This is a genomic window from Sinomonas terrae (assembly GCF_022539255.1).
In the GTDB taxonomy this organism is placed as follows: domain Bacteria; phylum Actinomycetota; class Actinomycetes; order Actinomycetales; family Micrococcaceae; genus Sinomonas; species Sinomonas terrae.
Window position 1 is genome coordinate 4378383 of record NZ_JAKZBV010000001.1, and the last position, 23261, is coordinate 4401643.

At 70.7% G+C, this 23261-nt stretch carries 28 protein-coding genes; 7 read left to right on the top strand and 21 right to left on the bottom strand.

Annotation, left to right across the window (positions count from 1 at the left end; genetic code table 11):
• Positions 1–12 precede the first annotated feature (12 nt).
• Both L0M17_RS20330 and L0M17_RS20335 read right to left on the bottom strand, forming a co-directional pair.
• On the bottom strand, positions 13–399 hold the full coding sequence (locus tag L0M17_RS20330) for an Rrf2 family transcriptional regulator (protein WP_241056178.1): 387 nt from the start codon (positions 397–399) through the stop codon (positions 13–15).
• Between the two features lie 60 nt (positions 400–459).
• Positions 460–1110 carry an aminodeoxychorismate/anthranilate synthase component II gene (locus L0M17_RS20335; protein WP_241056179.1) on the bottom strand — a complete coding sequence of 217 codons (651 nt, stop codon included), beginning with the start codon at positions 1108–1110 and terminating at the stop codon, positions 460–462.
• Positions 1111–1318: 208 nt separating this feature from the next.
• On the opposite strand from L0M17_RS20335, the gene L0M17_RS20340 reads away from it, so the two are divergent.
• Positions 1319–1744 carry a cell division protein CrgA gene (locus tag L0M17_RS20340; RefSeq protein ID WP_241056180.1) on the top strand — a complete coding sequence of 142 codons (426 nt, stop codon included), beginning with the start codon at positions 1319–1321 and terminating at the stop codon, positions 1742–1744.
• Position 1745: 1 nt separating this feature from the next.
• On the top strand, positions 1746–2423 hold the full coding sequence (locus L0M17_RS22795) for an alanyl-tRNA editing protein (RefSeq protein WP_241056181.1): 678 nt from the start codon (positions 1746–1748) through the stop codon (positions 2421–2423).
• Between the two features lie 14 nt (positions 2424–2437).
• Here the strand turns inward: L0M17_RS22795 and L0M17_RS20350 are convergent, their stop codons facing one another.
• The gene (locus L0M17_RS20350; protein WP_043122812.1) at positions 2438–2767 is read right to left on the bottom strand and encodes a cupin domain-containing protein; all 330 of its coding nucleotides are present in this window, start codon (positions 2765–2767) and stop codon (positions 2438–2440) included.
• Positions 2768–2948: 181 nt separating this feature from the next.
• Between L0M17_RS20350 and L0M17_RS20355 the strand changes: the two genes are divergently transcribed.
• Entirely contained in the window at positions 2949–4220 is a 1272-nt protein-coding gene (locus tag L0M17_RS20355) for an MFS transporter (RefSeq protein WP_241056182.1), read from the top strand.
• Positions 4221–4234: 14 nt separating this feature from the next.
• Here the strand turns inward: L0M17_RS20355 and L0M17_RS20360 are convergent, their stop codons facing one another.
• The 17 genes from L0M17_RS20360 to L0M17_RS20440 form a co-directional block, all read right to left on the bottom strand.
• Positions 4235–4978, bottom strand: coding sequence for an MBL fold metallo-hydrolase (locus tag L0M17_RS20360; protein WP_241056183.1), 744 nt, complete (start codon positions 4976–4978; stop codon positions 4235–4237).
• Positions 4979–5043: 65 nt separating this feature from the next.
• The gene (locus L0M17_RS20365) at positions 5044–6258 is read right to left on the bottom strand and encodes an MFS transporter (RefSeq protein ID WP_241056184.1); all 1215 of its coding nucleotides are present in this window, start codon (positions 6256–6258) and stop codon (positions 5044–5046) included.
• Between the two features lie 16 nt (positions 6259–6274).
• A complete protein-coding gene (locus L0M17_RS20370; protein ID WP_241056185.1) occupies positions 6275–8119 on the bottom strand; it encodes a complex I subunit 5 family protein in 1845 nt (614 codons plus the stop codon).
• 4 nt (positions 8120–8123) lie between these two features.
• Entirely contained in the window at positions 8124–8471 is a 348-nt protein-coding gene (locus tag L0M17_RS20375; protein ID WP_241056186.1) for a sodium:proton antiporter, read from the bottom strand.
• A complete protein-coding gene (locus L0M17_RS20380; RefSeq protein ID WP_241056187.1) occupies positions 8468–9253 on the bottom strand; it encodes an MnhB domain-containing protein in 786 nt (261 codons plus the stop codon). The genes L0M17_RS20375 and L0M17_RS20380 overlap by 4 nt, the downstream gene beginning before the upstream one ends.
• Positions 9250–9555, bottom strand: a complete 306-nt coding sequence (locus L0M17_RS20385) for a DUF4040 domain-containing protein (RefSeq protein ID WP_241056188.1) — start codon at positions 9553–9555, stop codon at positions 9250–9252. The genes L0M17_RS20380 and L0M17_RS20385 overlap by 4 nt, the downstream gene beginning before the upstream one ends.
• On the bottom strand, positions 9552–9851 hold the full coding sequence (locus L0M17_RS20390; protein ID WP_241056189.1) for a hypothetical protein: 300 nt from the start codon (positions 9849–9851) through the stop codon (positions 9552–9554). Before L0M17_RS20390 ends, L0M17_RS20385 begins: the two co-directional genes overlap by 4 nt.
• Complete coding sequence (locus L0M17_RS22800; RefSeq protein ID WP_241056190.1) at positions 9848–10132, bottom strand: monovalent cation/H+ antiporter complex subunit F; 285 nt, start codon at positions 10130–10132, stop codon at positions 9848–9850. Before L0M17_RS22800 ends, L0M17_RS20390 begins: the two co-directional genes overlap by 4 nt.
• Positions 10129–10677 (bottom strand): hypothetical protein, encoded by a 549-nt coding sequence (locus L0M17_RS20400; protein WP_241056191.1) that lies wholly within the window; start codon positions 10675–10677, stop codon positions 10129–10131. The genes L0M17_RS22800 and L0M17_RS20400 overlap by 4 nt, the downstream gene beginning before the upstream one ends.
• Positions 10678–10720: 43 nt before the next feature.
• Positions 10721–11239: a MarR family winged helix-turn-helix transcriptional regulator gene (locus L0M17_RS20405; RefSeq protein ID WP_241056192.1), complete on the bottom strand. Its 519-nt coding sequence runs from the start codon at positions 11237–11239 to the stop codon at positions 10721–10723.
• Between the two features lie 10 nt (positions 11240–11249).
• On the bottom strand, positions 11250–12659 hold the full coding sequence (locus L0M17_RS20410) for a cryptochrome/photolyase family protein (RefSeq protein ID WP_241056193.1): 1410 nt from the start codon (positions 12657–12659) through the stop codon (positions 11250–11252).
• A complete protein-coding gene (locus L0M17_RS20415) occupies positions 12656–13546 on the bottom strand; it encodes a prenyltransferase (RefSeq protein ID WP_241056194.1) in 891 nt (296 codons plus the stop codon). The genes L0M17_RS20410 and L0M17_RS20415 overlap by 4 nt, the downstream gene beginning before the upstream one ends.
• The gene (locus L0M17_RS20420) at positions 13543–13884 is read right to left on the bottom strand and encodes a lycopene cyclase domain-containing protein (RefSeq protein WP_241056195.1); all 342 of its coding nucleotides are present in this window, start codon (positions 13882–13884) and stop codon (positions 13543–13545) included. Before L0M17_RS20420 ends, L0M17_RS20415 begins: the two co-directional genes overlap by 4 nt.
• Positions 13881–14198, bottom strand: a complete 318-nt coding sequence (locus L0M17_RS20425; RefSeq protein ID WP_241056196.1) for a lycopene cyclase domain-containing protein — start codon at positions 14196–14198, stop codon at positions 13881–13883. Before L0M17_RS20425 ends, L0M17_RS20420 begins: the two co-directional genes overlap by 4 nt.
• Complete coding sequence (crtI, locus tag L0M17_RS20430; RefSeq protein WP_241056197.1) at positions 14186–15802, bottom strand: phytoene desaturase family protein; 1617 nt, start codon at positions 15800–15802, stop codon at positions 14186–14188. The genes L0M17_RS20425 and crtI overlap by 13 nt, the downstream gene beginning before the upstream one ends.
• Complete coding sequence (locus L0M17_RS20435) at positions 15799–16686, bottom strand: phytoene/squalene synthase family protein (RefSeq protein ID WP_241056198.1); 888 nt, start codon at positions 16684–16686, stop codon at positions 15799–15801. The genes crtI and L0M17_RS20435 overlap by 4 nt, the downstream gene beginning before the upstream one ends.
• On the bottom strand, positions 16686–17735 hold the full coding sequence (locus L0M17_RS20440) for a polyprenyl synthetase family protein (RefSeq protein ID WP_241056199.1): 1050 nt from the start codon (positions 17733–17735) through the stop codon (positions 16686–16688). Before L0M17_RS20440 ends, L0M17_RS20435 begins: the two co-directional genes overlap by 1 nt.
• A 74-nt stretch (positions 17736–17809) precedes the next feature.
• Here L0M17_RS20440 and L0M17_RS20445 point away from each other — a divergent pair, with 74 nt between their 5' ends.
• Genes L0M17_RS20445 through L0M17_RS20460 form a run of 4 tightly spaced genes read left to right on the top strand, consistent with a single transcriptional unit; the run spans position 17810 to position 22330 of the window.
• Entirely contained in the window at positions 17810–18643 is an 834-nt protein-coding gene (locus tag L0M17_RS20445) for a TspO-related membrane protein (protein WP_241056200.1), read from the top strand.
• Entirely contained in the window at positions 18640–20124 is a 1485-nt protein-coding gene (locus tag L0M17_RS20450) for an SDR family oxidoreductase (RefSeq protein WP_241056201.1), read from the top strand. The genes L0M17_RS20445 and L0M17_RS20450 overlap by 4 nt, the downstream gene beginning before the upstream one ends.
• Positions 20121–20651, top strand: coding sequence for an isopentenyl-diphosphate Delta-isomerase (idi, locus tag L0M17_RS20455; protein ID WP_241056202.1), 531 nt, complete (start codon positions 20121–20123; stop codon positions 20649–20651). Before L0M17_RS20450 ends, idi begins: the two co-directional genes overlap by 4 nt.
• Positions 20648–22330 carry a DHA2 family efflux MFS transporter permease subunit gene (locus L0M17_RS20460; protein ID WP_241056203.1) on the top strand — a complete coding sequence of 561 codons (1683 nt, stop codon included), beginning with the start codon at positions 20648–20650 and terminating at the stop codon, positions 22328–22330. The genes idi and L0M17_RS20460 overlap by 4 nt, the downstream gene beginning before the upstream one ends.
• Here the strand turns inward: L0M17_RS20460 and L0M17_RS20465 are convergent, their stop codons facing one another.
• Complete coding sequence (locus L0M17_RS20465; protein ID WP_241056204.1) at positions 22331–23236, bottom strand: ribonuclease Z; 906 nt, start codon at positions 23234–23236, stop codon at positions 22331–22333.
• Between the last annotated feature and the right edge of the window lie 25 nt (positions 23237–23261).

The window sequence follows — 23261 nt, forward strand, 5'->3', positions numbered from 1 at the left end:
TGACCCAGCCCGTCAGCGAATCGGCACGCCGTCGAGCTCCTGGTAGAACGCCTCCCTCGCGCAGTGCAGGGCGGAGCGGAGCCCGCAAGCCGCCAAGAGGACGCAGTCACCCTTCGAGGAGCGGCAGTCCGGGACATCCTCACGGTCGTCGAGCGCCCGGAGCACCCGGCCGATCGTCGCGGTCCGCCCGGCCTCAGTGAGGCGCACCCCGCCGTTGCGGCCGCGACGGGCGTCGATCAGGCCGAGCTGGCGCAGGCTCGTGATGGCCTTGCTCACGTGGTTGTACGGGGTCGCGACGCGCTCGGCGATGGTCTGCGTGGTGATCTGGGCGTCCATCTCCGGGGAGTTGAGCACCGCCAGAACACGCAGAACGAGATCGTCGAACGCCCGGATGCGCATGGCGGGGAGTCTACTAACACCCGTTATGGAAATCCACGAACGGGGAAAGGGTCGGCCCTTCTAGTGGGAGTCCTCCGCATGGATGAGCGGGCTGAGCGTGGCCGCCCGCTCGGCGGCACCGGCCAGCCCGAGAGACTCGAGCCAGTTGCCGAGCATCTGGTAACCGCCCTCGGTGAGCACGCTCTCGGGGTGGAACTGCACGCCGCAAAGCGGTGCAGACCTGTGCTGGAGGCCCATGATGACGCCCGAGTGGGTGTGCGCCGTGATCTCGAGGACGTCGGGGATGGTCTCCCTCAGGGCCGCGAGCGAGTGGTACCGGGTCGCGGTGAAGGGGGACTTGAGTCCGGCGAAGACACCCTTGCCCTCGTGTTCCACGAGCGAGGTCTTACCGTGCATGAGCTCGGGCGCGTGTGTGACCTTGCCTCCGTACGCCTCTGCGAGCGCCTGATGGCCGAGGCAGACACCGAGCATGGGCTTCGCGTTCTCGCCGCACCACTTGATCAGCTCGATGCACACCCCAGCCTCAGCCGGGTTGCCCGGGCCGGGCGAGACGAGGACGCCGTCCCGTGCGGCGGCGAGCTCGATCGCCTCAGCGAGCGAGACGTCGTCGTTCCTCACGACAGTGGTCTCGGCTCCGAGCTGCTGGAGGTAGCCCACAAGGGTGTAGACGAACGAATCGTAGTTGTCGATGACGAGGATGCGGGTGCTCATTGCGGTTCGGCCAATCGTGGGAGTGGGTGGGCCGGTGGGCGAGGCGGCTAGACTTGATTGGCTAGACTTGACTGTCAGAACCACTGACCAGCCAGCAATTGACCAGCCAGCAATTGACCAACCAGCATCCGCACCCCGGCTCACCGGCGATGCTTGCAGGATACCAAGCGGGCCCTAGCTCAGCCGAAGCCGGCCCTGAGGAGGACCAGTGCCCGAATCGACGGAGAAGCCCGAGCAGGCAGGCTCGACGCCGAAGGACCTGCCGCCCCAGGCGGTGGCGCCCAGCGTGACGGGCAGCGCAGGCAAGCCGGGCAAGGCCCCTTCGGGCACGGCCGCCTCGAATAAGCCAGCCTCCAGCAAGCCCGCCTCGAAGCCGGACGCGAAGAACGACGTGCGGAAGCCCAAGGCCAAGAAGCGCAAGAAGCGTCGCCCACCACGCACGGCCGGCGGCCCGACCCCCCAGTGGTACAAGTACCTCATGTTCACCCTCATGGTGGTGGGTCTGCTGTGGATCATCGTCTTCTACGTCACCCAGGGCCTCTTCCCCGTGCCCGCGTTCGGCAACTGGAACATCCTCATCGGCTTCGGCATCGCCATCGCAGGGTTCCTCATGACCTTGCGCTGGCGCGGCTGACGTGGCGGCTCATCAGGAGCAGGCCTACTACGCGGATACCTACCTCACCGATTCGCCGGCGACCGTGATCGCGGCCGGTAGCGCCGACGGCGAACCTTGGGTTGCCGTCTCACCCAATATCTTCCACCCCAAGGGCGGCGGCCAGCCTTCTGATGAGGGAACGGTCGACGGCGTGCCGGTCACCCCGGCGCGCGACGAGGCGGGCGTCGTCGTCCTCGCGGGGGCGCCGTCGACGCTCGAGGTGGGCTCCGGCGTCGTATGTTCTGTCGACGCCGAGAAGCGCCGCCTGCACGCCGCCCTGCACACGGCGGGTCATGTGCTCGGTGCGCTCGGCGAGGCGCGGGGATGGCAGCACTCGGGACACAGCCACTACCCGGGGCAGGCGCGCCTCGATTTCGACCCGGAGGGGCACGAGGAGGAGCTCGCGACGCCCGAGTCGCGAGAGGCTGTCCGCGCGGAGCTGCAGGCGGGAATGGACGCCGCTCTCGCACGCGGCGGGGCGGTCACGTCCTCAGTGGATGGGGCCGGGCACCGCACGGTCACGATCGAGGGCGTGAACACGGAACCGTGCGGCGGCACGCATGTCCGCTCGCTCTCCGACCTCGCGAAGGTCCGCATCCTCGAAGTCAAGGTGAAGCGAGGGGCGATCAAGGTCCGGTACGAGGCCGAGCACGCCTAGGCGCTTCGCCTCGCCTACCCCTTGACGACGGTGAGCAGGACGACGCTGTCTTCGATCGCGTCAAGGCTGTGCCGAGCAGGCGGAATGGCAAGGAAGTCCCCCGTTCGGCCCTCCCACGCGTCCTCGTTGGCGTTCAGCCTCACGCGGCCCCGAAGGACGATCAGGGTTGCCTCGCCCGGACTGTCGTGCTCGGTGAGCGAAGTTCCAGCTCGGAGGGCGACGAGCGTCTGACGCAGAGCCTGTTCATGGCCGCCATGGACCGTGGTGGCGCTGCGCCCAGCCGAGCTGGTGGCCGCACGGTCGAGGTGTTCGCGGGCCAGGGCGTCCAGGGAGAACTTCAGCATGGGGATGCCTTTCCGAAGTCGATGCCAGATTTCGATGCTACGGCAGGCCGGCACGGTGAGGCGGGGTTCCGCAGATTTGTTGCTGCCTCCGGGCGGCACGGAATCGCCCGGCGCACGGTGCGCCCTCAGGGAGTGGCCGCACCCTACGGCACCGACAGCGCAGGCGTAGGGTGAAGGGGCCATGCCTTCTGATGCCCCCTTCAGCTTCCGCTCGATAGCCCTGCCGGTCTTCCTCCCGACCCTCCTCTTCTCGACGGGCGAGGGTGCGATCCTGCCGATCATCCCGATCGCGGCGCACAACCTCGGGGCATCGCTCGCTCTGGCTGGGCTTGTGGCGTCGATGGTCATGGTCGGCGAGCTCGCGGGAGACATTCCCGCGGGGTGGGTCGTCTCCCGGATCGGCGAGCGCGCCTCGATGATGGGTGCCGCGTTCGTGGCCCTCGGCGGCATCCTCGTGTGCCTCGCCGCACCCAATCCGTGGGTGCTCCTCGGAGGCGTGCTGCTCATCGGCGTCGCGACCGCCGTCTTCGCGCTCGCTCGGCACGCGTTCATGACCACGCACGTGCCCCTGCGCTATCGGGCCCGGGCGCTCTCGACGCTTGGCGGGATCTTCCGCGGCGGCTGGTTCATCGGGCCGCTCATCGCCTCCGCCGTCATCACGGCCACGGGCACCCCGCAGTCGGCTTTCTGGATCTTCGCCGTCGGCTGCACGGCCGCGGCCCTCTCGCTCCTGATCCTGCCCGACCCCGAACGAAAGATGCATGGCCACGGATCGGCCCGGGCGGCGGCCCAGGCAGCCAACCGTGCGGAGCATCAGGGCCTCTTCCGCACGATCTGGGCGCATCGCGCGGTCCTGCTTCGCATGGGCTCGGGCGTGGCCCTCGTCGGAGCCGCTCGGTCCGCGCGGACCACCCTCCTCCCGCTGTGGGCCCTCAGCATCGGCCTCGGCGAGGCGAACACCGCCCTCGTGATCGGCATCGCGGGCGGGGTCGAGTTCGCCCTGTTCTACACGAGCGGGCACATCATGGACCGCTGGGGTCGGCTCTGGAGCGTCATGCCCTGCATGATCGGCCTCGGCAGCGGGTTCGTCGCTCTGGCCTTCGTGCACGACGTGCCGGGGCGCACGGCCTGGTTTGTCGGCGTCGTCCTTGTCCTCTCCCTCGCCAACGGGATGGGGAGCGGGATCGTCATGACGCTCGGCGCCGACTTGGCGCCGCGGAACAGCCCGGCGGCTTTCCTGGGCGCGTGGCGGTTCGCGGGCGACGGCGGTCAGGCCGCCGCGCCGCTGCTCGTCGCGGGCCTCACCGCGGTCGCCTCGCTCCCCCTGGCCAGCGGAGTGATCGGGGCGCTGTCACTCCTCGGGGCCGCGATCCTGCGCCGGTACATCCCCCGCTACGTGCCGCACCGCCCGCACCCTGCGCGGGAGACGAACGAGCGGAGCGAGGCGGCGTAGACGATCTCGCCCCGCTAGTGGGCCCCGATCCTGATCGCCTCTGCGACGGCCCTTTCGGCGCCGCGCGTCCACGGGTCACCGTGGCCGGGCAGGAGGACCCTCGCACCGGTCGTGGCGATCGCATCGAGCGAGGCGAGGGCTTGGCTCGTGCTCTTCGTGGCGGCGGAAGCTACGATCTGCGCACCGCTGTGGCCCGTGTAGGGATCCAGCGTGACAAGGGCGTCCCCCGTCAGGAGCGCATCACGCTCCGGAAGGTGGAGGATGCAGTGCCCGTCGGTGTGGCCGGGCGTGTGGATGACGGTCGGTGATCCCGGGACGGGAAGCGCACCGCCCGGCCCGAGCGGGCGGGTGTCGGAGATGCCCCTGACCGCGAGCGCGCCGGCCGCCGCCATCCTGCCCAGCTTGGGCAGGGAGCCCGGATGCGTGAACGGGTAGAGGAAGCGATTGCGCTGGGGGCGGTAGCGGTACGGGTGGGCCGCGAGCCGCGCGTCCTCGCGGTGGACGAGGACCGGCGTGCCCCATTCGCGGTGGGCGCGGAGGGCGAAGCCCACGTGGTCGAAGTGCCCGTGGGTGAGGACGAGCGCGCGGATCTCGTCGGGCGTCCGGTTCACGCTCTCGAGGAGTTCGGCCAGCATGGGCCACATGCTGGGGAGGCCCGCGTCGACGAGGGTCACGCCGCCGTCGTCCTCGATGACATAGCAGTTGACGAAGGCGTGGGTGATGAGGTGGACGCCGTCGGCGACGCGAGGGACCAACATGCGGCTTCTCCGATCGACTGGACTCCTGCAACGGATACCCGCGGGCGAGTGCTCGGAAACCTCCGCTAATCCGCCCGGGCGAGTCCGGTCCGCGCGGCGACGACAGCCGTGCCGACGATGATCCCGAGCATCACGACGCCGAACAGGAGCGCCGAGAGCGCGAGAGGCGCCACCTGCAGCACGAGGCCGAGGAACATGACCGGGAGCGACATGCCGATGTAGCCGCCGAGGAAGAGCCCCGCGAGGGCCTCGCCACGCGTCTCCGGCGGCGCGATCCGCACTACCGCACCGACCGCGAACTTGAAGGCGACGCCGACCCCGGCCCCGGCCACGATGCCTCCCGTCACGAGGAACGCGAGCGAGGACGCGAGGATCGCGCCGATGACCAGGACGAGCCCCGCGGCGAGCAGTGCCAAGCCGCCGACCTGCTGCACCGAAGGGCGCAGTGCGGCGGAGAACATCTGGGTCACGGCGGACGAGGCGAACACCGAGAACGAGAGCGCACCGGCCACCACGAACGAGTGGATGCCGAGCTGCCCCGCGACGAACTGCGGGGCGAGCGACGTGAAGAACCCGAACATCGAGAATCCGACGAAGGCGAGGAGCGCCGAAGCGAAGAACCGTCCGCGCTCCGTGGGCGGCACTGCGATCCGCTGCGGGCGGTAGTCCCACGGCGTCTCGTCGCGGCCGACCGTCTCCGGGACGATCACCACGAGGAGGACCCCGGCCACGAGCACGAACGCGAACACCATGTAGGGCGTGTACAGCGGGGCGGGCGCGTACTCGGCGAGGAAGCCGCTTACGAGCGGGCCGAGTCCCAGACCTCCGATGTTGGCGGCCGTGGCGACGACCTCGGCCTCGCGCCCGCTCGCACCCGGCCGGGCGGAGCCGTGGAGCTCGGTGAGGTGTGCCGTGGCCGTCGCCGTGAGCATCCCGACCCCGAGCCCGCTCAGGAACCGCGCGAACAGGAGGCCCGGGACGGCAGGCCAGACGATGAAGACGAGCGCCGAGAGCGCGTTCAGGGCGACGGCGGGTGCGATGACGCGCCGCCGCCCGAACCGGTCCGAGACATGGCCCGCAAGGAACAGGCTGACGACGACGCCGAGAGCATACGCGGCGAACACGAGCGTGACGACGAAGGGCCCGAACCGGTCGGCGCGCTCGTACAGGACGTAGAGCGGCGCAGGCACGGTCGCGAAGGCCATGGTCGCCATGAAGACCAAGGCGACGATCCAGAAGCCGAGGAGGTACCGCCGTCGGACGCTGACCTCGGCATTCATAGCAGCAGCATCGCATTCATACGAGGAGCACCGCCCAGCTCGCGCCGAGCCCAATGAGCAGCCAGACGACGTAGTCGCCGACTTTGCCCGAGTGGACGTGCCGCAGGAACTCGAGGGGCGGGCGGACGAGGAGGCGCCCGCGGCGCAGGCGCTCGGGGATCCGATGGCGGAACACGCCGAACGCCGCCACGCCGACGGCGAGCACGACCGTCAGGAGCCCGAGCCAGATGCCCTCAGGCTCCCACGACGCTGTGCCGTGCTCCGCCGTCGTCGTGTATGCGGACGTGCTGTTGACGAGGCCGCCGTTGAGGACTGCCCCAACGTAGCCGTCCCGGTCCATGAACCGCGCCGCGGCCTGGTTCACGGCCGTGCCGATCTCCGGGAGGAAGCCCAGGACAAGCCCGGCGGCCAGCAGACCGAGGACTGGCGCCATCATCGAGACCGGGATGTGCTCGCGGCCGATGCTGACCTCGATGTGCTCCTCGTCGCCGCTCATCCCCTCGGCCTCGATCCCCTCAGGTGGCGAGCCGACGTCGAGGAAGATGCGTGCGCCTACGCGGAGCACCGCTCCCCCCGTGACGGCAGAGACCGCGATCATGAGCGCCATGAGCCACGGCGCGTTCGCCTCCGAGAGCCCGTGCTCGGCGATGCCCTTGCCGAGGCCGAGCGCGAACGGCGGGGCCCCCGCGAGTGCGACCCCCGAGAGGAGGAACGCGGCTCCCAAGGTCCGCGCGTCCCTCCCACGGCCGTGCAGGCTGAACTCGTCGACGCTCCCGTAGCGGTCGAGGATCACGCCCGACTGCAGGAAGAGCGCGCCCTTGATGGCGGCGTGGCCCAGAATGTACAGCGCGACGCCGCCGAGAGCCTCGGGCGAGGAGAGGCCGAGAACGGTCAGGAACAGACCGAGATGCGACACGGTCGAGTAGGCCAGGAGGCGCTTGAGGTGCCGCTGGAGGAAGCACATGACCCCGCCGACGAGGGCGGTCAGCACGCCGAGCATAAGGAACGCGCGTTGGGCGGCGGGCGCGATGTCGGTCGAGCTGAAGATCGCCCAGTAGACGCGCGCGACGCCGTAGAGGCCCAGCTCGACCATCACCCCGGAGAACAGGACGCACACCGGCGACGGCGCCACGGCGTGAGCGTCGGCGAGCCAGAAGTGGAACGGGGCGATCGCGGCCTTGACGAGGAACCCCGCTAGGAGCAGCACGAAGGCGATCGGCACGAGGAGACTGTGGTCGCTTGCGAGGGCGTGCGAGAGGGCGGCGATGTTCAGATTGCCCGTTCGTGCGTACAGGAGCGCGACTCCCATGAGGGAGAGGTAAGCCGCGAGCGAGTTGACGATGCCGAAGTTGATGGCTCCGTGGACCGCGGAGGGATCCTCGCTCTTTATGCCGGTCAAGGCATATGCCGCTACGCCCATGAGTTCGAAGAAGACGAACATCGTGAAGACGTCTCCAGCGAACGCGAAGCCCGTCATTCCGGCGAGGAAGAGCACCATGAGGCCGTGGAAATGGACGCTCTCCGACTCGAAGTAGCGCCACGCGAAGACGAGCGCCGCCAACATGAGCGCGCTTGCGAGCAGGGCGATGCCCACGCTGACCTGATCCCCGACCAGGGCTATCCCCACCCCTCGGGTGCTGCGGAAGGGCCAGCCTCCCATCCAGTACACGAGGCGGCCTTGGGACGCGTTCACGAGCAGCAAGGCTTCGAGGACGACGGCGGCGAGGGACGCGCCGATAGAGAGGACGTCGGTGGAGCGGCGGGGGAGGATGCGGCCCAGCGACATGAGCGCACACGCGACGAGGATGAGCCCGATGACGATAACCGGGAGCGTGGGGGCGGCGAGCGTCTCGGGCAGCATCGGTTCAGCCCTCCAGGCCGCCGAGGTTGTCCGGATCCACGGCCTTTCGGCGTTTGGCCATCTGGATCACGAGCGCGAGCAGCATGGACGTGACCGCGGCCGAGACCACGACGTCGGTGAGCGTGAGGGCCTGCACGACCGGGTCCACGACCGGAGTCTGCTGCGTGACCTGGTTCCCGAAGATCGGCGCGACTCCGCCGTACTGGAAGCCGACGGCGATGAGCAGGATGTACGTGCTCGACTGCGCGACCGAGAGGCACACGACGGTGTGGACCAGATTCCGGCTCGTCGCCATCCCGATCAGCCCAAGGGCCATGACCGCGGCTGCGACCACGTAGGCGTAGTAGCTCATGAGGCGGACTCCTCCTTCGCGTCGGCGTCCGGCGGATCGCCGCGGGTTCCCGGGTCGGAACGGATGGCGAGTGCCTGGTCGAGGAATCCCGCGAGCAGGATGACGACGCTGCTGCACACCGTCATGCCCACCGCGATGTTGAAGAGCGGAACCGTGCCCGCCGAGATGAAGTCGCTCAGCTGTCCCTGGGGGGCGAAGTTGGCGAACAGGGCGCTGCCGAGGGCGGCCCCCGCGAGGCCGAGCGCGCCGAAGAGGACGACGCCGAGTGCCTCCCCCTGCTCGAACCACTCGAGCGGCCGGAGGCGGCGGAGCAGGGTGAACCGGCCGCCGACGTAGAGGAGGTGGATGCCGGTCGAGAGGACCACCCCGCCCTGGAACCCGCCCCCCGGGGTGATCGCGCCGTGCGCAACGACGTCGGCCGCGAGGACGAGTGTCAGCGGGAACAGGACGTAGACGAGGAGGCTCGTGGATTCTAGGACTTTGCCCCCGCCTCCGACGTCGCGGCGCCGCTCCCGATGCACTGGCCGGAGCAGCGTCGCGACGCCGACCACCGCGCAGAACAGGATCGTCTCCTCCCCGAACGTGTCGAAGCCGCGCTGGTCGAAGTTGATACTCGAGACGCCGTTCGCGGTTGCGCGCGCGAAGGTCGCGACGACGGCGAGGTCGCGATAGGGGTGGAACGTCCCGCCGAATTCGGGAATGCCCGTGAAGGCAGCTGCCATCGCCAGGCCGAAGGCGGCTAGGCCGATCCACAGGAGGGTGAGGCGGGCTCGGCGGCTCATGGCTGCTCCCCCTCTTGGCGCCGGCTCGGCGCCTCACTCTTGGCCTCGTCCCGAATGCTCGCGATCTTCCTGATCGAGAGGACCACGATGAGCGGCACGACGGCCGTTCCGATCGCCACCTGGCTCAGCGCCACGTCCGGCGCCTGCAGCGTCACGAAGAAGATGCTCAGCAGGATCCCGTACACGGACAGCACGACGGCCTGCTTCGACGGCTGGCGCGTGAATACGACGACGGCGGCCCCCACCAGGACGAGGGTGAGGCTCACCGCGATGAGGGCGTTCGTGAGGAAGTCGGAGCTCATTCGGGCGACTCCCCCACATCGATCCCCTGCTCGGCGGCGAGCGCCCGGCCGATCGCCGTCGTCAGCGAAGGCCCGCTGAAGGCGACGACGAGCGCGACGACCGCCACGGCCGCACCGCCCAGGCCGATCCCGAAGAAGATCACGGCGGCGACCCCGAAGAGGGGCACGGCGATGGTCGTGACCGGGGCAAGGAAGTGGAGCTTGGCGAGCGGCGAGCGCGCCATCAGGGCGCCGACACTCGCGTAGGCGACGACGAGGACGGCGAGGACCGCGAAGACGGCTTCCACGACGGTCACCTGGCGTCCTCCTCCGAGTCGATGCGCGGCGTCAGAAGGCGCGTGTAGACAAGGGTTCCCGTGGCTCCGAGGACGGCGAGCACGAGCGGGACGATGAGGTACGAGGACTGGTTGACGATCGCCGAGAGGCCGATGAGCACGAGGCTTCCCGAGGCGCTGAGGAGTTGGAGGCCGATCAGGCGCTGGACATTGCTTCCGCGGGCCGCGAGATACACGGCAGGGGCGACGCCGGCCACGAGGAGCGCGAGGGTGACGGCGGTCCACAGCGTCTGGTCGCTCACTCATGCTCCGATCGGCGGTGGGCAGAATCAGCACTGCCGGCCACGACCTCGTCGAGGTGCGGCCAGCCGTTCACCAGCGAATGCATGCGGATGGTCCCCGTGCGCGTGTCGCTATCGACGACGACGGTGCCCGGCGTCGCGGACAGCGCCACGATTCCGCCGGCGCGCAGGCCGGTCTCGGCCTCGCCGGTCGAGCCGGGCAGGTGCTCCTCGACAAGGTCCTCGGGCTGCCTCCCCCTGAGCCAGGGCACGAGCCGCACCGCATCGGCGACAGCGGAGACCGGCACGAGCGCCGCCCAGCGGAGCCACGCGAGTCGAGGCCTCGCGGCGAACGGGATGGCCCGCCTCGCAAGGCGGGCCAGAACAGCCGCAGCCAACGCAACGGCCGCGGCGACCAGGGTTTCGATGACGGTCAGGGTCGAGGCGGTGGCGAGCCAGAAGAGCGTGCCGCCAGCCCACCAGAGCACAAGTTCAGTCAGGGCCCCTGTGACGCCGCGCGCCCCGGGGAGCCCGAAGTACCCGCGGAGAGACTCGGTCCAGCCCATGGTGATCGAAACGCTAATCCCCCGCTCGGGCCACTTCAATCGGCTAGGCGTCCCTCTCGGCGCGGGCGAGGCCCTCCCTCGCCTCCGCGATCGCCACGGTCAGCTGCCGGATCATGCCCGTCACGAGGGCGATCTGCTCGGGCGTGTACTCGGAGAGGATCGGGAGCATGTGCTGGACCATGGGGTCGAACATCTCTCGGCCCGTCTCGCGCGCGCTCGGGGTCGCCGCGAGCAGCACCTGCCGTCGGTCCTCCGCACTGTGCCGCCGTTCGAGGTGGCCCGAGGCCTCGAGCCTGTCGAGCACCGCGGTCATCGCGGCCGAGCTCAGGACCAGCCGCTCCCGGAGCTCGCCCGGCGTCGCGACGGCACCGGCCCGCTCCGCTTCCACCACGGCATTGATGGCGTGGATGTCGTTGCGTGCGAGGCCGTGCTGGCGCCGCACCACCTCGGAGTAGCGTTCGGCCTCGGTCGTGAACTTCTGGAGCAGGAACAGCAGCTCGAAACCCGGCGATGAGCGCAATGCATCGCGGTTCTCGGGGTCGGGGCGCGGCTCGTCTGGCACGCCGAACATTCTAGGGCCGCCCACTCGATGAACCGTTCCGAGGCAGGGACCGGAAGGCCTCGAGCGCGGCTGCGCGCGACTTCTTGAGGTCCACGCACGCCTCCGGGTACTCCGGCGTTCCGAGCTCGGGGATCCAGCGCCGCGTATACGTCCCGTCCGGATCGTGCACCTTCTCCTGGGTGAGCGGGTTGAAGATCCGGAAGAACGGCGAGGCGTCCGCTCCGCAGCCCGCCGCCCACTGCCAGTTGAACGGATTGGATGCCGGATCGGCGTCGACGAGCGTGTCCCAGAACCACTGCTCGCCCAGCCTCCAGTCGATGCCGAGGTTCTTCACGAGCAGGCTCGCCGAGACCATGCGAACGCGGTTGTGCATCCATCCCGTCGCCCAGAGCTCGCGCTGGCCTGCGTCCACGAGGGGCAAGCCAGTCGTCCCGCGCCGCCAGCGCGCCAGGAGCGCGGCTTGCTCCCCGCCGTCGCCCATCGACCCGCCGTCGCCCGCCGACCACCACGGGTACGCGTCGAATTCCCGCCGCAGGTTGACGGTCGCAAGATCCGGATGGTGGTAGAGCTGGTGCCAAGCGAACTCACGCCAGCCCAGCTCCGACGCGAAGGCTGCGCTGCCCTCGGGAGCCTCGCGGCGCCGTCGTCCGATCGCGTGCCACACCTCGAACGGGCTCACATGGCCCCAGCGCAGATACGGCGAGAGGCGGCTCGTCCCGGCCAGTCCCGGCCGCTCGCGGTCCTCCGAGTAGTCGGTCAGGGCGGCGTCCGCGAACTCCTCGAGCAGCTCATGCGCGGCGTGCGGCCCCGGGGTCCACGCCTCGGTGAGGGGGCCAGACCAGTCAGGGTCCCCGGGGAGAAGGCCCCACTGCTCGAGACTGTCTCCCCGGGGAGTCTCCTCCGGCGCCCGCTGCCCCTCGGGAGCGGGCAGGGGGTGACGGAATTCGCGGGAGCTGAGCTCCTTCCAGAATGGCGTGAAGACTTTGTAGGGTCCACCTTGGCGCGTGGTGAGTTCCCACGGCTCGTGCAGGAGCGAGGCCTGATGGCTCTCGGCCCGCCGTCCCGAAGAGCGGGCAATCTGCTTCACTGCCGCGTCGGCGCGCCGCTCCCCTGCCCCGTAGCGGCGGTTCCAGAAGAGTCCCCCGGCCCCGGCTTCCGCTGCGACGGCGGGGACGACGGCGGCCGCGGGCCCGCGTCGCAAGACCAGCGGCACGCCGATCCGGCCGAGCTCCTCCCGGAGGGCCACGAGCGCGTAGTGGAGCCACCAGCGGGCGGCTCCGCCCAGCGGACGGATGCCCGGGGACTCCTCGTCGAGCACGTAGAGCGCGAACGTGGGCCCGGCGTCCATCGCGGCATGGAGCGCCGGGTTGTCGGCGGTCCGCAGGTCGTCGCGGAACCAGACCACGGAAGGTGAGCTCATAGGCCCAGCCCGATCGCGATGAGGACGAGAGTCACGAGGAATCCTGTCAGGTAGTTGAGCCAGAGGAAGCGGCGCCATCCAGCACGAGCGCGGCCGGATTCCGCGTCACTCACCTTCAGGAACGGAGCCGCGTTCGCGGCGTAGGGGAGCACAAGCAGGCCGGCCCATCTGCCCAGCCCTTCCGAGCCGAGCAGCAGAAGCGCGCCTGCCGCAAGGTAGCAGACGACGGCGAAACGCACCGTCGCGCGGGCGCCGAACAGGGTCGCGACCGAGGCGATGCGGGCCTCGCGGTCGGGAACGATGTCCTGCACCGCGCCAAAGGCATGGCTCGCAACGCCCCACGCGAAGAACGCACCGAGGGCCGCGAGCACGCCGGACGAGGGCCGGGCCCCCGCGAGGGCGAGCCCGTATACGGCGGGCGAGACGAAGTGCGTACTCGACGTGAGCGAATCCAGGACCGGCCGCTCCTTGAACCGGAGCACGGGCACGCTGTAGGCGGCGACGGCGAAGAGCGAGAGCGCGAGCGCCGCCCAACTGCCCGGCGACCCGCCGAGCACCAGCAGAGCAACGAACGGCACGCACGATCCCCACACGAGCCAGAGCGTGGCGAGGTGCAGCGACGGGTCGAGCACGCCGCCCTCGGCGCCGCCCTTGCGGGGGTTCCGGAGATCTGACTCGTAGTCGAAGACGTCGTTGGTGCCGTACATCGCCGCGTTGTACGGTACGAGGAAGAACACCGTCCCCACGAGCAGGCGCCAGTCGAGGCTCCGGCTCGAGAGGAAGTAGGCGGCCGCGAAGGGATACGCCGTGTTGACCCACGAGAGCGGGCGGGACGAGACCACGACGGCGGCGATCAGGCCGCGCGGTGCGGGCAGGGCGAGAGTCATCCGACCTCCTTTCTGAGCCAGCGCCAGAGCGCCGGGAGCACGACGGCGGCCGCGAGCGGGTACGCGAAATCCTCGATCGGCGCGAGACCGACGAGGACCCCGCTGAACGTCCCAGACCGATAGCCGAAGAGTCCGACGGCGATCATGACGCTGTCGAAGACCGCCGTGAGCACCATGAGGGCGGCGCCGGCGGCGAGCAGGGGGCGCCAGAAGGGTCTGCGCCGGAGGGGGTGGGTCGCCTGGAGTTTCTGTACCCGAAACTTCCCGGCCCTGAGCATCGCGGCGAGCGCGAGCAACGCGAGCGCGAGGAAGACGACGTCGACGAGAGGGTACGTCACGAGCCCCGCCTTCCCGGCAGGACGCGCTCGGCCCCCGTGAACAGCAGCATGGTCGCGTAGCAGAAGAACGCGAGGAAGAAGGGTTCCTCGAGGGGGAGTTCGGGCGCGAGCATGACGCCGGTCGCGAGGGGCGAGGGAGCGTGCTCGAAGACGCCCGCGGCGATTCCGGCAGCGTCCCACGCGAGGAAGAAGACGACACCGGCCGCGAGCACGAGGGCGCCCGCGCGTGGGGCGCGCCAGAGGAAGAGTCGGAAGCGGCGGTCGAGGACGGCAAGGCAGGCGGCCCCGACCAGCAGGCAGCTCAGGTAGGCCATGGCACCTCCAGCGACTTGGCCTCCACGAGACCCGCAGGCCCCGGCAGGCGGTCTCCCCGGACCCGCTTCAGGACGAGCTCGGCACTGATGAGGCACATCGGGACGCCGATCCCGGGCCGCACGGACGCACCGGCATAGAGCAGCCCCGAGACGGTCCGGCTCGCGTTTGCCGGCCGGAACATCGCGCTCTGCCCGAGGGTGTGGGCGAGTCCGAGGGCGCCGCCGCGCCAGGCGTTGAAATCGGCCGCGAAGTCTGCAGGGCCAATGGTCCGCCGAACCACCACGCGACGAGCGAGGTCGGGAATGCGGGCCCACTCGGACACTTGTCGGATCGCGGCGTCCCCGACGGCCTCCACGGCTGGGGAGCCGGAACCGTCCACGCCCCCGCGCCCCCACTCGGGCTTCGCGGGCGCGGGCACGAGGACGAACAGGCTCTCGTCTCCGGCCGGGGCCGCGTGCGGATCGGTTGCGCTCGTCCGCGACACGTAGAGCGAGGTCGCCTCCGCGAGGTGCAGGCCGGCGGTGATGCGGCGGAAGTTGTCCCGCCAGTCCCTCACGAAGAACAGGTTGTGATGGGCAAGCTCAGGCAGCCGGCCGCGGATGCCGAGGCACGCGAGGACCGCGGCCGGCCCGGGGTCGCGGCGCGACCACGCCTCCTCCGAGTGCGAGCGGAGAGCGGCCGGAAGGAGCTCAGTCTCGAGGTGGTGGAGGTCGGCCGCCCCCACCACGACGTCAGCGTCCAGACGACGCCCGCGCCCGCCGTCGTCCGTCCATTCGACGCCCGCGACCCGGACTCCGCCCGCAAACTCCCCCGTGACGATCCGCCGGGCCCGCGCCCCGAGGCAGACGTCGACGCCGGCCCCGCGCGCGAGCCGCTCCATCGCGTCCACGAGCGCCGCAAAGCCGCCCCTTGGATACAGGACGCCTTGCCCGAGGTCGAGGTGGCTCATGAGCTGGTACAACGCGGGGGCGCGGAACGGCGTCGTGCCCAGGAAGACCGCGGGATAGCCGAGGATCTGCCGCTCCCGCGGGTCGCGGAACCGGCGCGCGATGCGTCCGTCGAGCGTCTGGGTGAGGAGAGCGGCGAGCCGGGGCAGCCGGCGGAGGATGTCAGGACTCGCGAGGCCCCGGAGCGAGGAGAAGTCGTCGTAGAGGAAGCGTTGGGTGGCGACGCGATAGGCGTCCTCCGCCTCGTCGAGATATTGCGCGAGCCGAGCACCCGAGCCTGGGTCGAGAGACTCGAAGAGTGCGACGGCGCCCTCACGGCTCGCGGGAACGTCCACCGGGCTTGCCTCGCCCTCGAAGAACGTCCGGTACCCCGGATCCAAGCGCACGAGGTCGAGTTCGGCGGCCGCGCTCGTGCCCATGAGGCGGAACCAGTGGTCGATGACCTCGGGCATGAGGTACCAGGAGGGCCCGGTATCGAACCGGAAACCTCCCGCCTCCCACCGGCCCGCACGCCCACCGAGGGAATCCTGCTGCTCGAGCAGGTGAACAGCGTGGCCGTCCCTGGCGAGCAGGGCGGCCGTCGCGAGCCCCGCGATGCCCCCGCCGATGACGACGACGGTGCGCGCCTTCCCGGACCGTCCGGCGGGCCGCGTCATGCCGCCCTCCCCGGCACCCTGCCGAGCAGCGCCGCGGCTGCGAGGCGTGCCTTGGTGGCCGTCGGAACGCTCACGCGCGTCGTCGGGAGCAGCTCGGCTGGGCAGGCGTCGATCCGGTCGGCGAGCTCGGAGAAGATCGCGTGGGCGAGCGCGACGGCTCGCCGCGACGAATCGGGGAGCAGGCGAACCCCGGGAAGCGAGGCCGCAAGATCTGCCCTCAGGTCCGCGACAAGGGCCGCCTTCTGCAGCTCGTGCAGGTGCCCCGGGTCTACCCCAGGGAAGTACTGGCGTCCCAGCTGCGCGGCGTCCTGGCCGAGGTCCCGCAGGAAGTTGACCTTCTGGAACGCGGCCCCGAGGCGGCGGGCGGACTCTGCCATGACCGCGCGTTCGGCCGGCGTCGAAGCGGCGTCGGCGAGGAAGGCGCGCAGGCACATCAGCCCCACGACTTCGGCGGAACCGTAGATGTACTCGCCCAGGGAATCGCCAGAGTGGGCGTGCGGATCGCAGTCGCGCCGCATCGAGGCGAAGAACGGTGTGACGAGGTCGCGGCCGATCCCGGCTCGTCTGGCCGTCTGGACGAAGGCGTGGACCACGAGGTTCGTGCTGTAGCCGAGCGTGAGCGCGGCGTAGGTCTCCCCCTCGAGGGTGTCGAGCTGTTCGAGCACCGCGGGGGCCGCGAGCCCGGCTCCCGTCGCCGCGCCGTCGACCACCTCGTCCGCAAGGCGGACGAGCGCGTAGATGTTCTCGATCTCCGGCCTCAGCTGCGGGGCGAGGAGCCGGCACGCGAGCCCGAAGGAGGTCGAATAGCGGCGGATGACGACGGCGGAGCTCGCCGTCGCGGCGGCCGTGTAGCGGCTGAGCGGGGAGGCAATCGCGTAGGACATCAGCTCTCCCGGTGGAGGACGTGGTTGCAGATGCGCGTGAGCTCGGAACGGAGGGCCGGGGGCAGGTCTGCCCGCGCGGCCTCGTCGAGGGCCTCCGTGACGAGGGAGTGGGCGAGGTTCAGGGCGTGACCCCGCGCCCCCGCCTTGTCGAGGATCTCGCGGACGCGTTCGGGCTGCTGGCCGATGAGCGCCTCGTCGCGGGCGAACGCAGTCAGGACCGTGAGCTTTCCCTCTCGAAGGTCTGAGGTCGTCGGCTTGCCTGTCTGCCGTTCGTCGCCGAAGGTCCCGAGGACGTCGTCGATGACCTGATAGGCGACGCCGATGAGCGTCCCGACGCGTCCGACGGCGTCGACCTCCTCCCGCGCCGCGCCCGCCAGGATCGCTCCCGCCCGGAGCGGCGCTTCGAAGGAGTAGACGGCGGTTTTCAGGCGCTCCATTTCGAGGACCTCGTCGACGCTGCCGTCCCCGCTCGACAGGCCGGCGCCCCCCGACAGGAGGACGTCGGCAAGTTCGCCCGCCGCGGCATCGGCGATGGCCCGGTGGAAGACTCCGGCGAGGCTGTCGCGGACGGACGCGACCGTCGTCGCCCGCTCGAGCACACGGAGCGACGCGGCGAGGAGCAGGTCCCCGGCGATGAGCGCGACGGACGCGCCGATGTGCTCGGCCTCGGAAGGCGGCAGGCCGCGGCGGAGGCCGTGTTCCCGGTAGATGCCGGCGACGTTGGGGCGGCCTCGGCGCACGAAGTCGCGGTCGATGACGTCGTCGTGCAGGAGAAGCGCCGCATGCAGGAACTCGAAGGCGGCGCCCACGGCGGCGCAGGCCTCGGCGGAGTCGCCTCCGAATGACGTGTAGGCGACGCAGGCCAGCTGAGGCCGGACCCGCTTCCCGCCATCGAGTGACCGGGCAACGTGGAACCACAGCTCCTGGGCACGGCCCCTGGGCGCCGCCGCCCGCTCGGAGGCGCAGAATTCCGCGAGCAACTCCTCGACGCGCGGCGCCACGCTTGCCCACCTCGGCTTCGCAGCTGTCTGGGTGGCTGTTGCGATCATCGTCGCCTCCTTGATATCTCGATAATCGAGAAATATGATGATCGAGAAATCTAGGCCTGTCTAGAGGGGACAGCGTGAAAGCCCAAGAGACCCACCCGCACTCGGCCGTGCTCCCGGCCGTGCTGACCGCCGCTTCGGCTGGCGTCGCCCTTGTGCTGGCCGCCGTCGGGAGCGGCGCCTTCGGCGGAACCCCCGTCAACGACGCCGCTGGAGGCTACTTCTCAAGCACCGCGACGCCCGTTGCGCCCGGCGTTCCCGCCTTCTCGATCTGGAGCGTCATCTACGCGGGCCTCCTCGCCTATGGCGTGTGGCAACTGCTGCCCGCCGCGCGCATCAGCCGGCGTCAGGCCTCGATCCGCCCCTGGGCCGCCGCATCCATGCTCCTGAACGCGGCATGGCTCTGGGTGGTCCAGCTCGGCTCGGTCCCCGCTAGTCTCGGAGTCATGGTGGCTCTCCTGGCCGTCCTGTGCCGGATCTTCGAGGTCGCACGGGCGCACGCCCCGGAGTCGAGAACCGAGGCTATCGTGAGCGACGGAACGTTCGGCCTGTACCTCGGGTGGATCTGCGTGGCCACGATCGCGAACGTGGCCGCCGTCCTCGCGTGGGCGGGTCTCGTGCTGCCCGCCGAGCCGACGTCCGTCGTCGTCCTCTGCCTCGGCGCGCTCGTCGGGATAGCGCTGGCCTTCCGGGGCGCGTGGGCCGCGCTCCTGGCGATCGCGTGGGGCCTCGCGTGGATCGCCGTCGCGCGCGCCGCCGGCCCGCTCGTCCTTCCCGCGACCGCGCTCACGGCCGGGACCGCTGCGGTGGCCGTGCTCGCGGCGGGGCTGCTCCTCGCCGGCCGCGGCAAGATGAGGATGCGCAGGATGAGAATGCGCAGGATGAGAATGCGCAGAATGGAGCACGCATGAGCCGCCTCATTGCCGTCACCGGCGCCACCGGCTACATCGGCGGCCGCCTCGTTCCGCGCCTCCTCGAGGCGGGCCACCGGATCCGCGTTTTGGCCCGCAACCCGAAGAAGCTGCGCGACGTCCCCTGGGGGGACGAGGTCGACGTCGTCGAAGGGAGCCTCGAAGACCGCGGCGCCGTCGAGGCGCTGTGCGAGGGGGCCGACGTCGTCTACTACCTGGTGCACTCCATGGGCGCGAACAGCGGCGCCAAGGGAAGCGGCGACTTCGCCCGGACCGAGCAGGCCGGGGCCAAGGCCCTCGCGCGCGCCGCCGCGAAGGCCGGGGTCTCGCGCCTCGTGTACCTGAGCGGCCTCAACCCGGGCGAGCGGCTGAGCCGACACCTGCAGTCCCGGTCCGAGGTGGGGCGCATCCTCCTCGAATCGGGGGTGCCGACCGTGGTCCTCCAGGCCGGGCTCGTGATCGGCTCCGGCTCGGCCAGCTTCGAAATGGTGCGGCATCTCACCGACGTCCTCCCCGTCATGCCAGCGCCGCGCTGGGTCCTCAACCGCGTCCAGCCCATCGCGGTCCGCGACGCTCTGTACTACCTCGAGAAGGCTGCCGAGCTCCCGGAGGACGTGAACCGGACCTTCGACATCGGCGGCCCGGATGTCCTCACGTACGCGGACATGATGCGGGGCTACGCGCGCGTGGCCGGGATCCGCGCGCCGCTCATTCTGCCGCTGCCCGTCCTCACCCCGTGGCTCGCTGCGCAGTGGGTCAACCTCGTGACCCCCATCCCGAGGGCCCTCGCGATCCCGCTCATCGAGTCGCTCCAGAACGACTGCGTCGTGCGCGATGCGGGCATCAGCGAGCACATCCCGGAGCCCGAGAGCGGGCTGACGGGCTACAAACGGGCGGTCGAGCTCGCGCTCGCGAAGATCAAGCGCGGCGAGGTCGAGACGACGTGGGCCGGCTCGACGGCGGTCGAGGCACCCTCCGACCCCCTCCCGAGCGACCCCGAATGGGCCGGGAGCACAGTCTTCAAGGACACCCGGACGCACTACACGTCCGCACCCCCGGAGCGACTGTGGGAGGTCATCGAAAGCATCGGCGGGGAGAACGGCTGGTACTCGTTCCCCCTCGCGTGGGCCGTGCGGGGTCGGATGGACAAGCTCGCGGGCGGCGTGGGCCTGCGGCGGGGGCGGCGCGACCCGCGGCGGCTCCAGCTCGGCGACGCGCTCGACTGGTGGCGCGTCGAGGCCCTCGATCGCGGGCGCCTGCTCCGGCTGCGGGCCGAGATGCGCGTACCGGGGCGGGCCTGGCTCGAGATGACGGTCTCGCCGCGCGGCTCGGGAAGCCTGTACTTCCAGCGCGCCGTCTTCCTGCCGAAAGGCCTCGCGGGGCGGCTCTACTGGGCCTCGATCGTCCCGTTCCACGACATCGTTTTCAAGGGCATGGCCGAGCGGATCACCGCGGCCGCAGAGAGCAGGGGGCTGGCATGACACTCGACTACACCCTCGTACAGTTGGTGGACGACGACGGCACGCCCCTCAGGACCGTGCCCAAGGCGAGCGTCCACGGGACGGAGACCCCGCTGCACCTCGCGTTCTCGTGCCACGTCGAGGACGGTGAGGGCCGGGTTCTCGTCACGCGGCGGGCGCTGACGAAGGCCACGTGGCCGGGCGTCTGGACGAACTCGTTCTGCGGCCACCCTGCCCCGGGCGAGCCGGTCGAGGACGCCGTGCGGCGCAGGGCCCGCGAGGAGCTCGGGCTCGAAATCGAGGCGCTCACCCCGATCCTCCCGGACTTCCGCTACCGCGCGGTCGACGCGTCCGGCCTCGTCGAGAACGAGATCTGCCCGGTGTTCCGCGCTCAGGCGGTCGGCGAGCCCGCGCCGTCGTCCGACGAGGTGTGCGAGTGGGAGTGGACGACACCCGAGCGGCTGCGCGCCGCCGTCGTCGCCGCCCCCTACGCGTTCAGCCCCTGGCTCCGCCTCCAGCTCCAGCAGCTCGGCTTGGCGTCGTTGTGAACGCCGCCGAAGGCGGACGACGGCGCTGGGTGGGCCTCGTCGTCATCAGCCTCGCCGTCTCGCTCATCATCGTCGACTCCACGATCGTGAACGTTGCGATCCCCTCGATCGTGAAGGACCTCGGGATCGACTCGACGGGCGTCCAGTGGGTCCAGGAGTCCTACACGCTCGTCTTCGCCGCCCTCCTGCTCGTGTTCGGGACCCTCGGGGACCGCTACGGGCGCCGTCTCATCCTCATCGTCGGCGTCGCGGTCTTCGCTCTCTCCTCGATCGCGGCCGCGAGCGCGCCATCGGGCGAGATCCTCGTCGCCGCGCGTTTCGTCCAGGGGGTCGGCGGGGCGATGGTGCTGCCCTCGACCCTGTCCCTCATCAACGCGGGCTTCGCCGGATCCGAGCGCGCCGTCGCGTTCGCCGTCTGGGGCTCGACGATCGGTGGGATGACCGCCGTCGGCCCCCTCCTCGGCGGTTGGCTCACGAGCGCCTACTCGTGGCGGTGGGCGTTCGGGATCAATATCCCGCTCGGCGTCGTCATCGTCGCGGGGACGCTCTTGGCGGTCCGGGAGTCCCGCGACGACGCGCGCCGGAGGCTGGATCCGGTGGGCGCCGTCCTCTCGGTCGTCGCGTCGGCGTCGCTCGTGTTCGCGCTCATCGAGGGCCGGAACTACGGGTGGTGGGCGGTGGACCACCGGCCGCGGCTCGGCTCCTGGGAGTGGCCGGGCAGCCTTTCGCCGATCCCGCTCGCGTTCGGGGTCGCGCTGCTGGCGATCCTCGCGTGCGTCCTGTGGGCTCTGGCGCGGGAGCAGCGCGGCCTGGGCAGCATGTTCGCGATCGAGCTGCTCCGGATCCGCTCGTTCCGGAACGGCAACCTCGCCGCGATGATCGTCTCGCTCGGGGAGTTCGGCATCATCCTCGCGCTTCCGATCTGGCTGCAGAACGTGCTCGGCTTCACCGCCCTCGGCACTGGCTTCATCCTGCTCGCCCTCGCCCTCGGCTCTTTCGGAGCGAGCGGCCTCGCGGGGGCCTTCAGTGGCAGGGTGCGGCCTATCGTCGTGGTGCGCGTCGGGCTCGGCGCGGAGATCGTCGGGGTGGCCGGCCTCGGCGTCGTGATCCGGCCCGACACTCCGTGGGCCGCCCTCGTGCCGTTCCTGTTCGTCTATGGGTTTGGGGTGGGGCTCGCGACCGCCCAGCTCACCGGGGTGATCCTGACCGACGTCCCCGTCAGCGCGAGCGGCCAGGCCTCCGGCACCCAGAGCACGTCGCGGCAGATCGGTTCAGCGCTCGGGATCGCGGTGCTCGGGACGGTCCTCTTCTCCTCGGCCTCCGGGCTCCTCTCGAGTGCGTTGGACAGCCGAGGCATTCCGGCCGCCGAGCGCGACGGGCTCGTCTCCGCCGTCGTCGACAGCTCCGGAGCCGCGATCTCCCAGCTCGCCGCGGCCCCTGCCACGGCTGCCGTCGCCGTCGACGCGAAGGCGGCCTTCTCGGAGGGGACGCGCTACGCCGCATGGTCCGCGGCAGCATTCCTCGTCGTCGGCCTCGCGGCGACGCTCTCACTCGGAGGCCCACTCGTGGGCCGCAGCGACGAGGTCACGGACGAAGCGTCGGAAACTCACCAGCTTCTAGCGGCCCCCCACGGCGTGGCGCACGACGACGGCGGCGAGTCGCGCCGTCGTCGTCCCTGATCATGGTGAGACTCCAACACTGCCCGCCCGCCGCTTCGGGAACCCAAAGCGGTCCAGGTCCTGTGCGGCGCGGACGACGGCGGAGCCGGCCTTCCGCCGAGCCTGCGCTTCCAGCTCGGTCACCTCGGGATAGCGGGACGAGAAGTGGGTGAGGACGAGGTTCCGGGCCCTTGACTTGCCGGCAAGCTCGCCCGCCTGACCCGCGGTGAGGTGCCGGTACTGCTCGGCGAGGGCGCCGTCGTCGTCGCTGAAGGTGCTCTCGGCGACGAGGAGGTCCGCCCCCTCCGCGAGTTGCTCCGCGCCCTCGCACTGGGCTGTGTCCATGACGAACGCGAAGCTCTGCCCGCGCCGCGGCACGCTCACGTCCTCGAGCCGCACGCCGCCGAGCTGGCCCTCGCGCTGGAGCCGCCCAACGTCGGGCCCCGCGATCCCCGCGGCGGCGAGCCGCTCCGGCACGAGCGATCGGCCGTCCGGCTCGGACAGCCGGTAGCCGTACGTCTCGATGCGGTGCTTGAGCGGCTGGACCTCGAGGCCGGGAGCGATCTCGCCCGGAGAATCGTGCGGCACGAGGCGGAGGTCGACGCCGGGCGACGAGATGGCGACGAGCGCCCGCACCATGAGGTCGCCGGACGCGGGGTAGTGCAGGTGGACGGGGTGCTCGACGCGGTCGAGGGCCATGCGCGAGAGCACGCCCGGGAGGCCGTAGCAGTGGTCGCCGTGGACGTGCGTGAGGCAGATGCGGGTGACGTCCGTACCGGCGACGCCGGCGTGGATCATCTGCCGCTGCGTCCCCTCGCCCGGGTCGAACAGGAGTCCCTCGCCGTCCCAACGCAGGAGGTACCCGTTGTGGTTGCGGGTCCGGGTCGGGACCTGGGAGGCCGTGCCGAGGACCACGAGTTCGCGCATGCTGCCTAGAGTATGCGCCGCCTAG

Excerpts from the sequence above, each read along its gene's own strand:
- L0M17_RS20330 (WP_241056178.1), bottom strand. The coding sequence starts at position 399 with ATGCGCATCCGGGCGTTCGACGATCTCGTTCTGCGTGTTCTGGCGGTG.
- L0M17_RS20335 (WP_241056179.1), bottom strand. The coding sequence starts at position 1,110 with ATGAGCACCCGCATCCTCGTCATCGACAACTACGATTCGTTCGTCTAC.
- L0M17_RS20350 (WP_043122812.1), bottom strand. The coding sequence starts at position 2,767 with ATGCTGAAGTTCTCCCTGGACGCCCTGGCCCGCGAACACCTCGACCGT.
- L0M17_RS20355 (WP_241056182.1), top strand. The coding sequence starts at position 2,949 with ATGCCTTCTGATGCCCCCTTCAGCTTCCGCTCGATAGCCCTGCCGGTC.
- L0M17_RS20360 (WP_241056183.1), bottom strand. The coding sequence starts at position 4,978 with ATGTTGGTCCCTCGCGTCGCCGACGGCGTCCACCTCATCACCCACGCC.
- L0M17_RS20365 (WP_241056184.1), bottom strand. The coding sequence starts at position 6,258 with ATGAATGCCGAGGTCAGCGTCCGACGGCGGTACCTCCTCGGCTTCTGG.
- L0M17_RS20370 (WP_241056185.1), bottom strand. The coding sequence starts at position 8,119 with ATGCTGCCCGAGACGCTCGCCGCCCCCACGCTCCCGGTTATCGTCATC.
- L0M17_RS20375 (WP_241056186.1), bottom strand. The coding sequence starts at position 8,471 with ATGAGCTACTACGCCTACGTGGTCGCAGCCGCGGTCATGGCCCTTGGG.
- L0M17_RS20380 (WP_241056187.1), bottom strand. The coding sequence starts at position 9,253 with ATGAGCCGCCGAGCCCGCCTCACCCTCCTGTGGATCGGCCTAGCCGCC.
- L0M17_RS20385 (WP_241056188.1), bottom strand. The coding sequence starts at position 9,555 with ATGAGCTCCGACTTCCTCACGAACGCCCTCATCGCGGTGAGCCTCACC.
- L0M17_RS20400 (WP_241056191.1), bottom strand. The coding sequence starts at position 10,677 with ATGGGCTGGACCGAGTCTCTCCGCGGGTACTTCGGGCTCCCCGGGGCG.
- L0M17_RS20410 (WP_241056193.1), bottom strand. The coding sequence starts at position 12,659 with ATGAGCTCACCTTCCGTGGTCTGGTTCCGCGACGACCTGCGGACCGCC.
- L0M17_RS20415 (WP_241056194.1), bottom strand. The coding sequence starts at position 13,546 with ATGACTCTCGCCCTGCCCGCACCGCGCGGCCTGATCGCCGCCGTCGTG.
- L0M17_RS20425 (WP_241056196.1), bottom strand. The coding sequence starts at position 14,198 with ATGGCCTACCTGAGCTGCCTGCTGGTCGGGGCCGCCTGCCTTGCCGTC.
- crtI (WP_241056197.1), bottom strand. The coding sequence starts at position 15,802 with ATGACGCGGCCCGCCGGACGGTCCGGGAAGGCGCGCACCGTCGTCGTC.
- L0M17_RS20435 (WP_241056198.1), bottom strand. The coding sequence starts at position 16,686 with ATGTCCTACGCGATTGCCTCCCCGCTCAGCCGCTACACGGCCGCCGCG.
- L0M17_RS20440 (WP_241056199.1), bottom strand. The coding sequence starts at position 17,735 with ATGATCGCAACAGCCACCCAGACAGCTGCGAAGCCGAGGTGGGCAAGC.
- L0M17_RS20450 (WP_241056201.1), top strand. The coding sequence starts at position 18,640 with ATGAGCCGCCTCATTGCCGTCACCGGCGCCACCGGCTACATCGGCGGC.
- idi (WP_241056202.1), top strand. The coding sequence starts at position 20,121 with ATGACACTCGACTACACCCTCGTACAGTTGGTGGACGACGACGGCACG.
- L0M17_RS20465 (WP_241056204.1), bottom strand. The coding sequence starts at position 23,236 with ATGCGCGAACTCGTGGTCCTCGGCACGGCCTCCCAGGTCCCGACCCGG.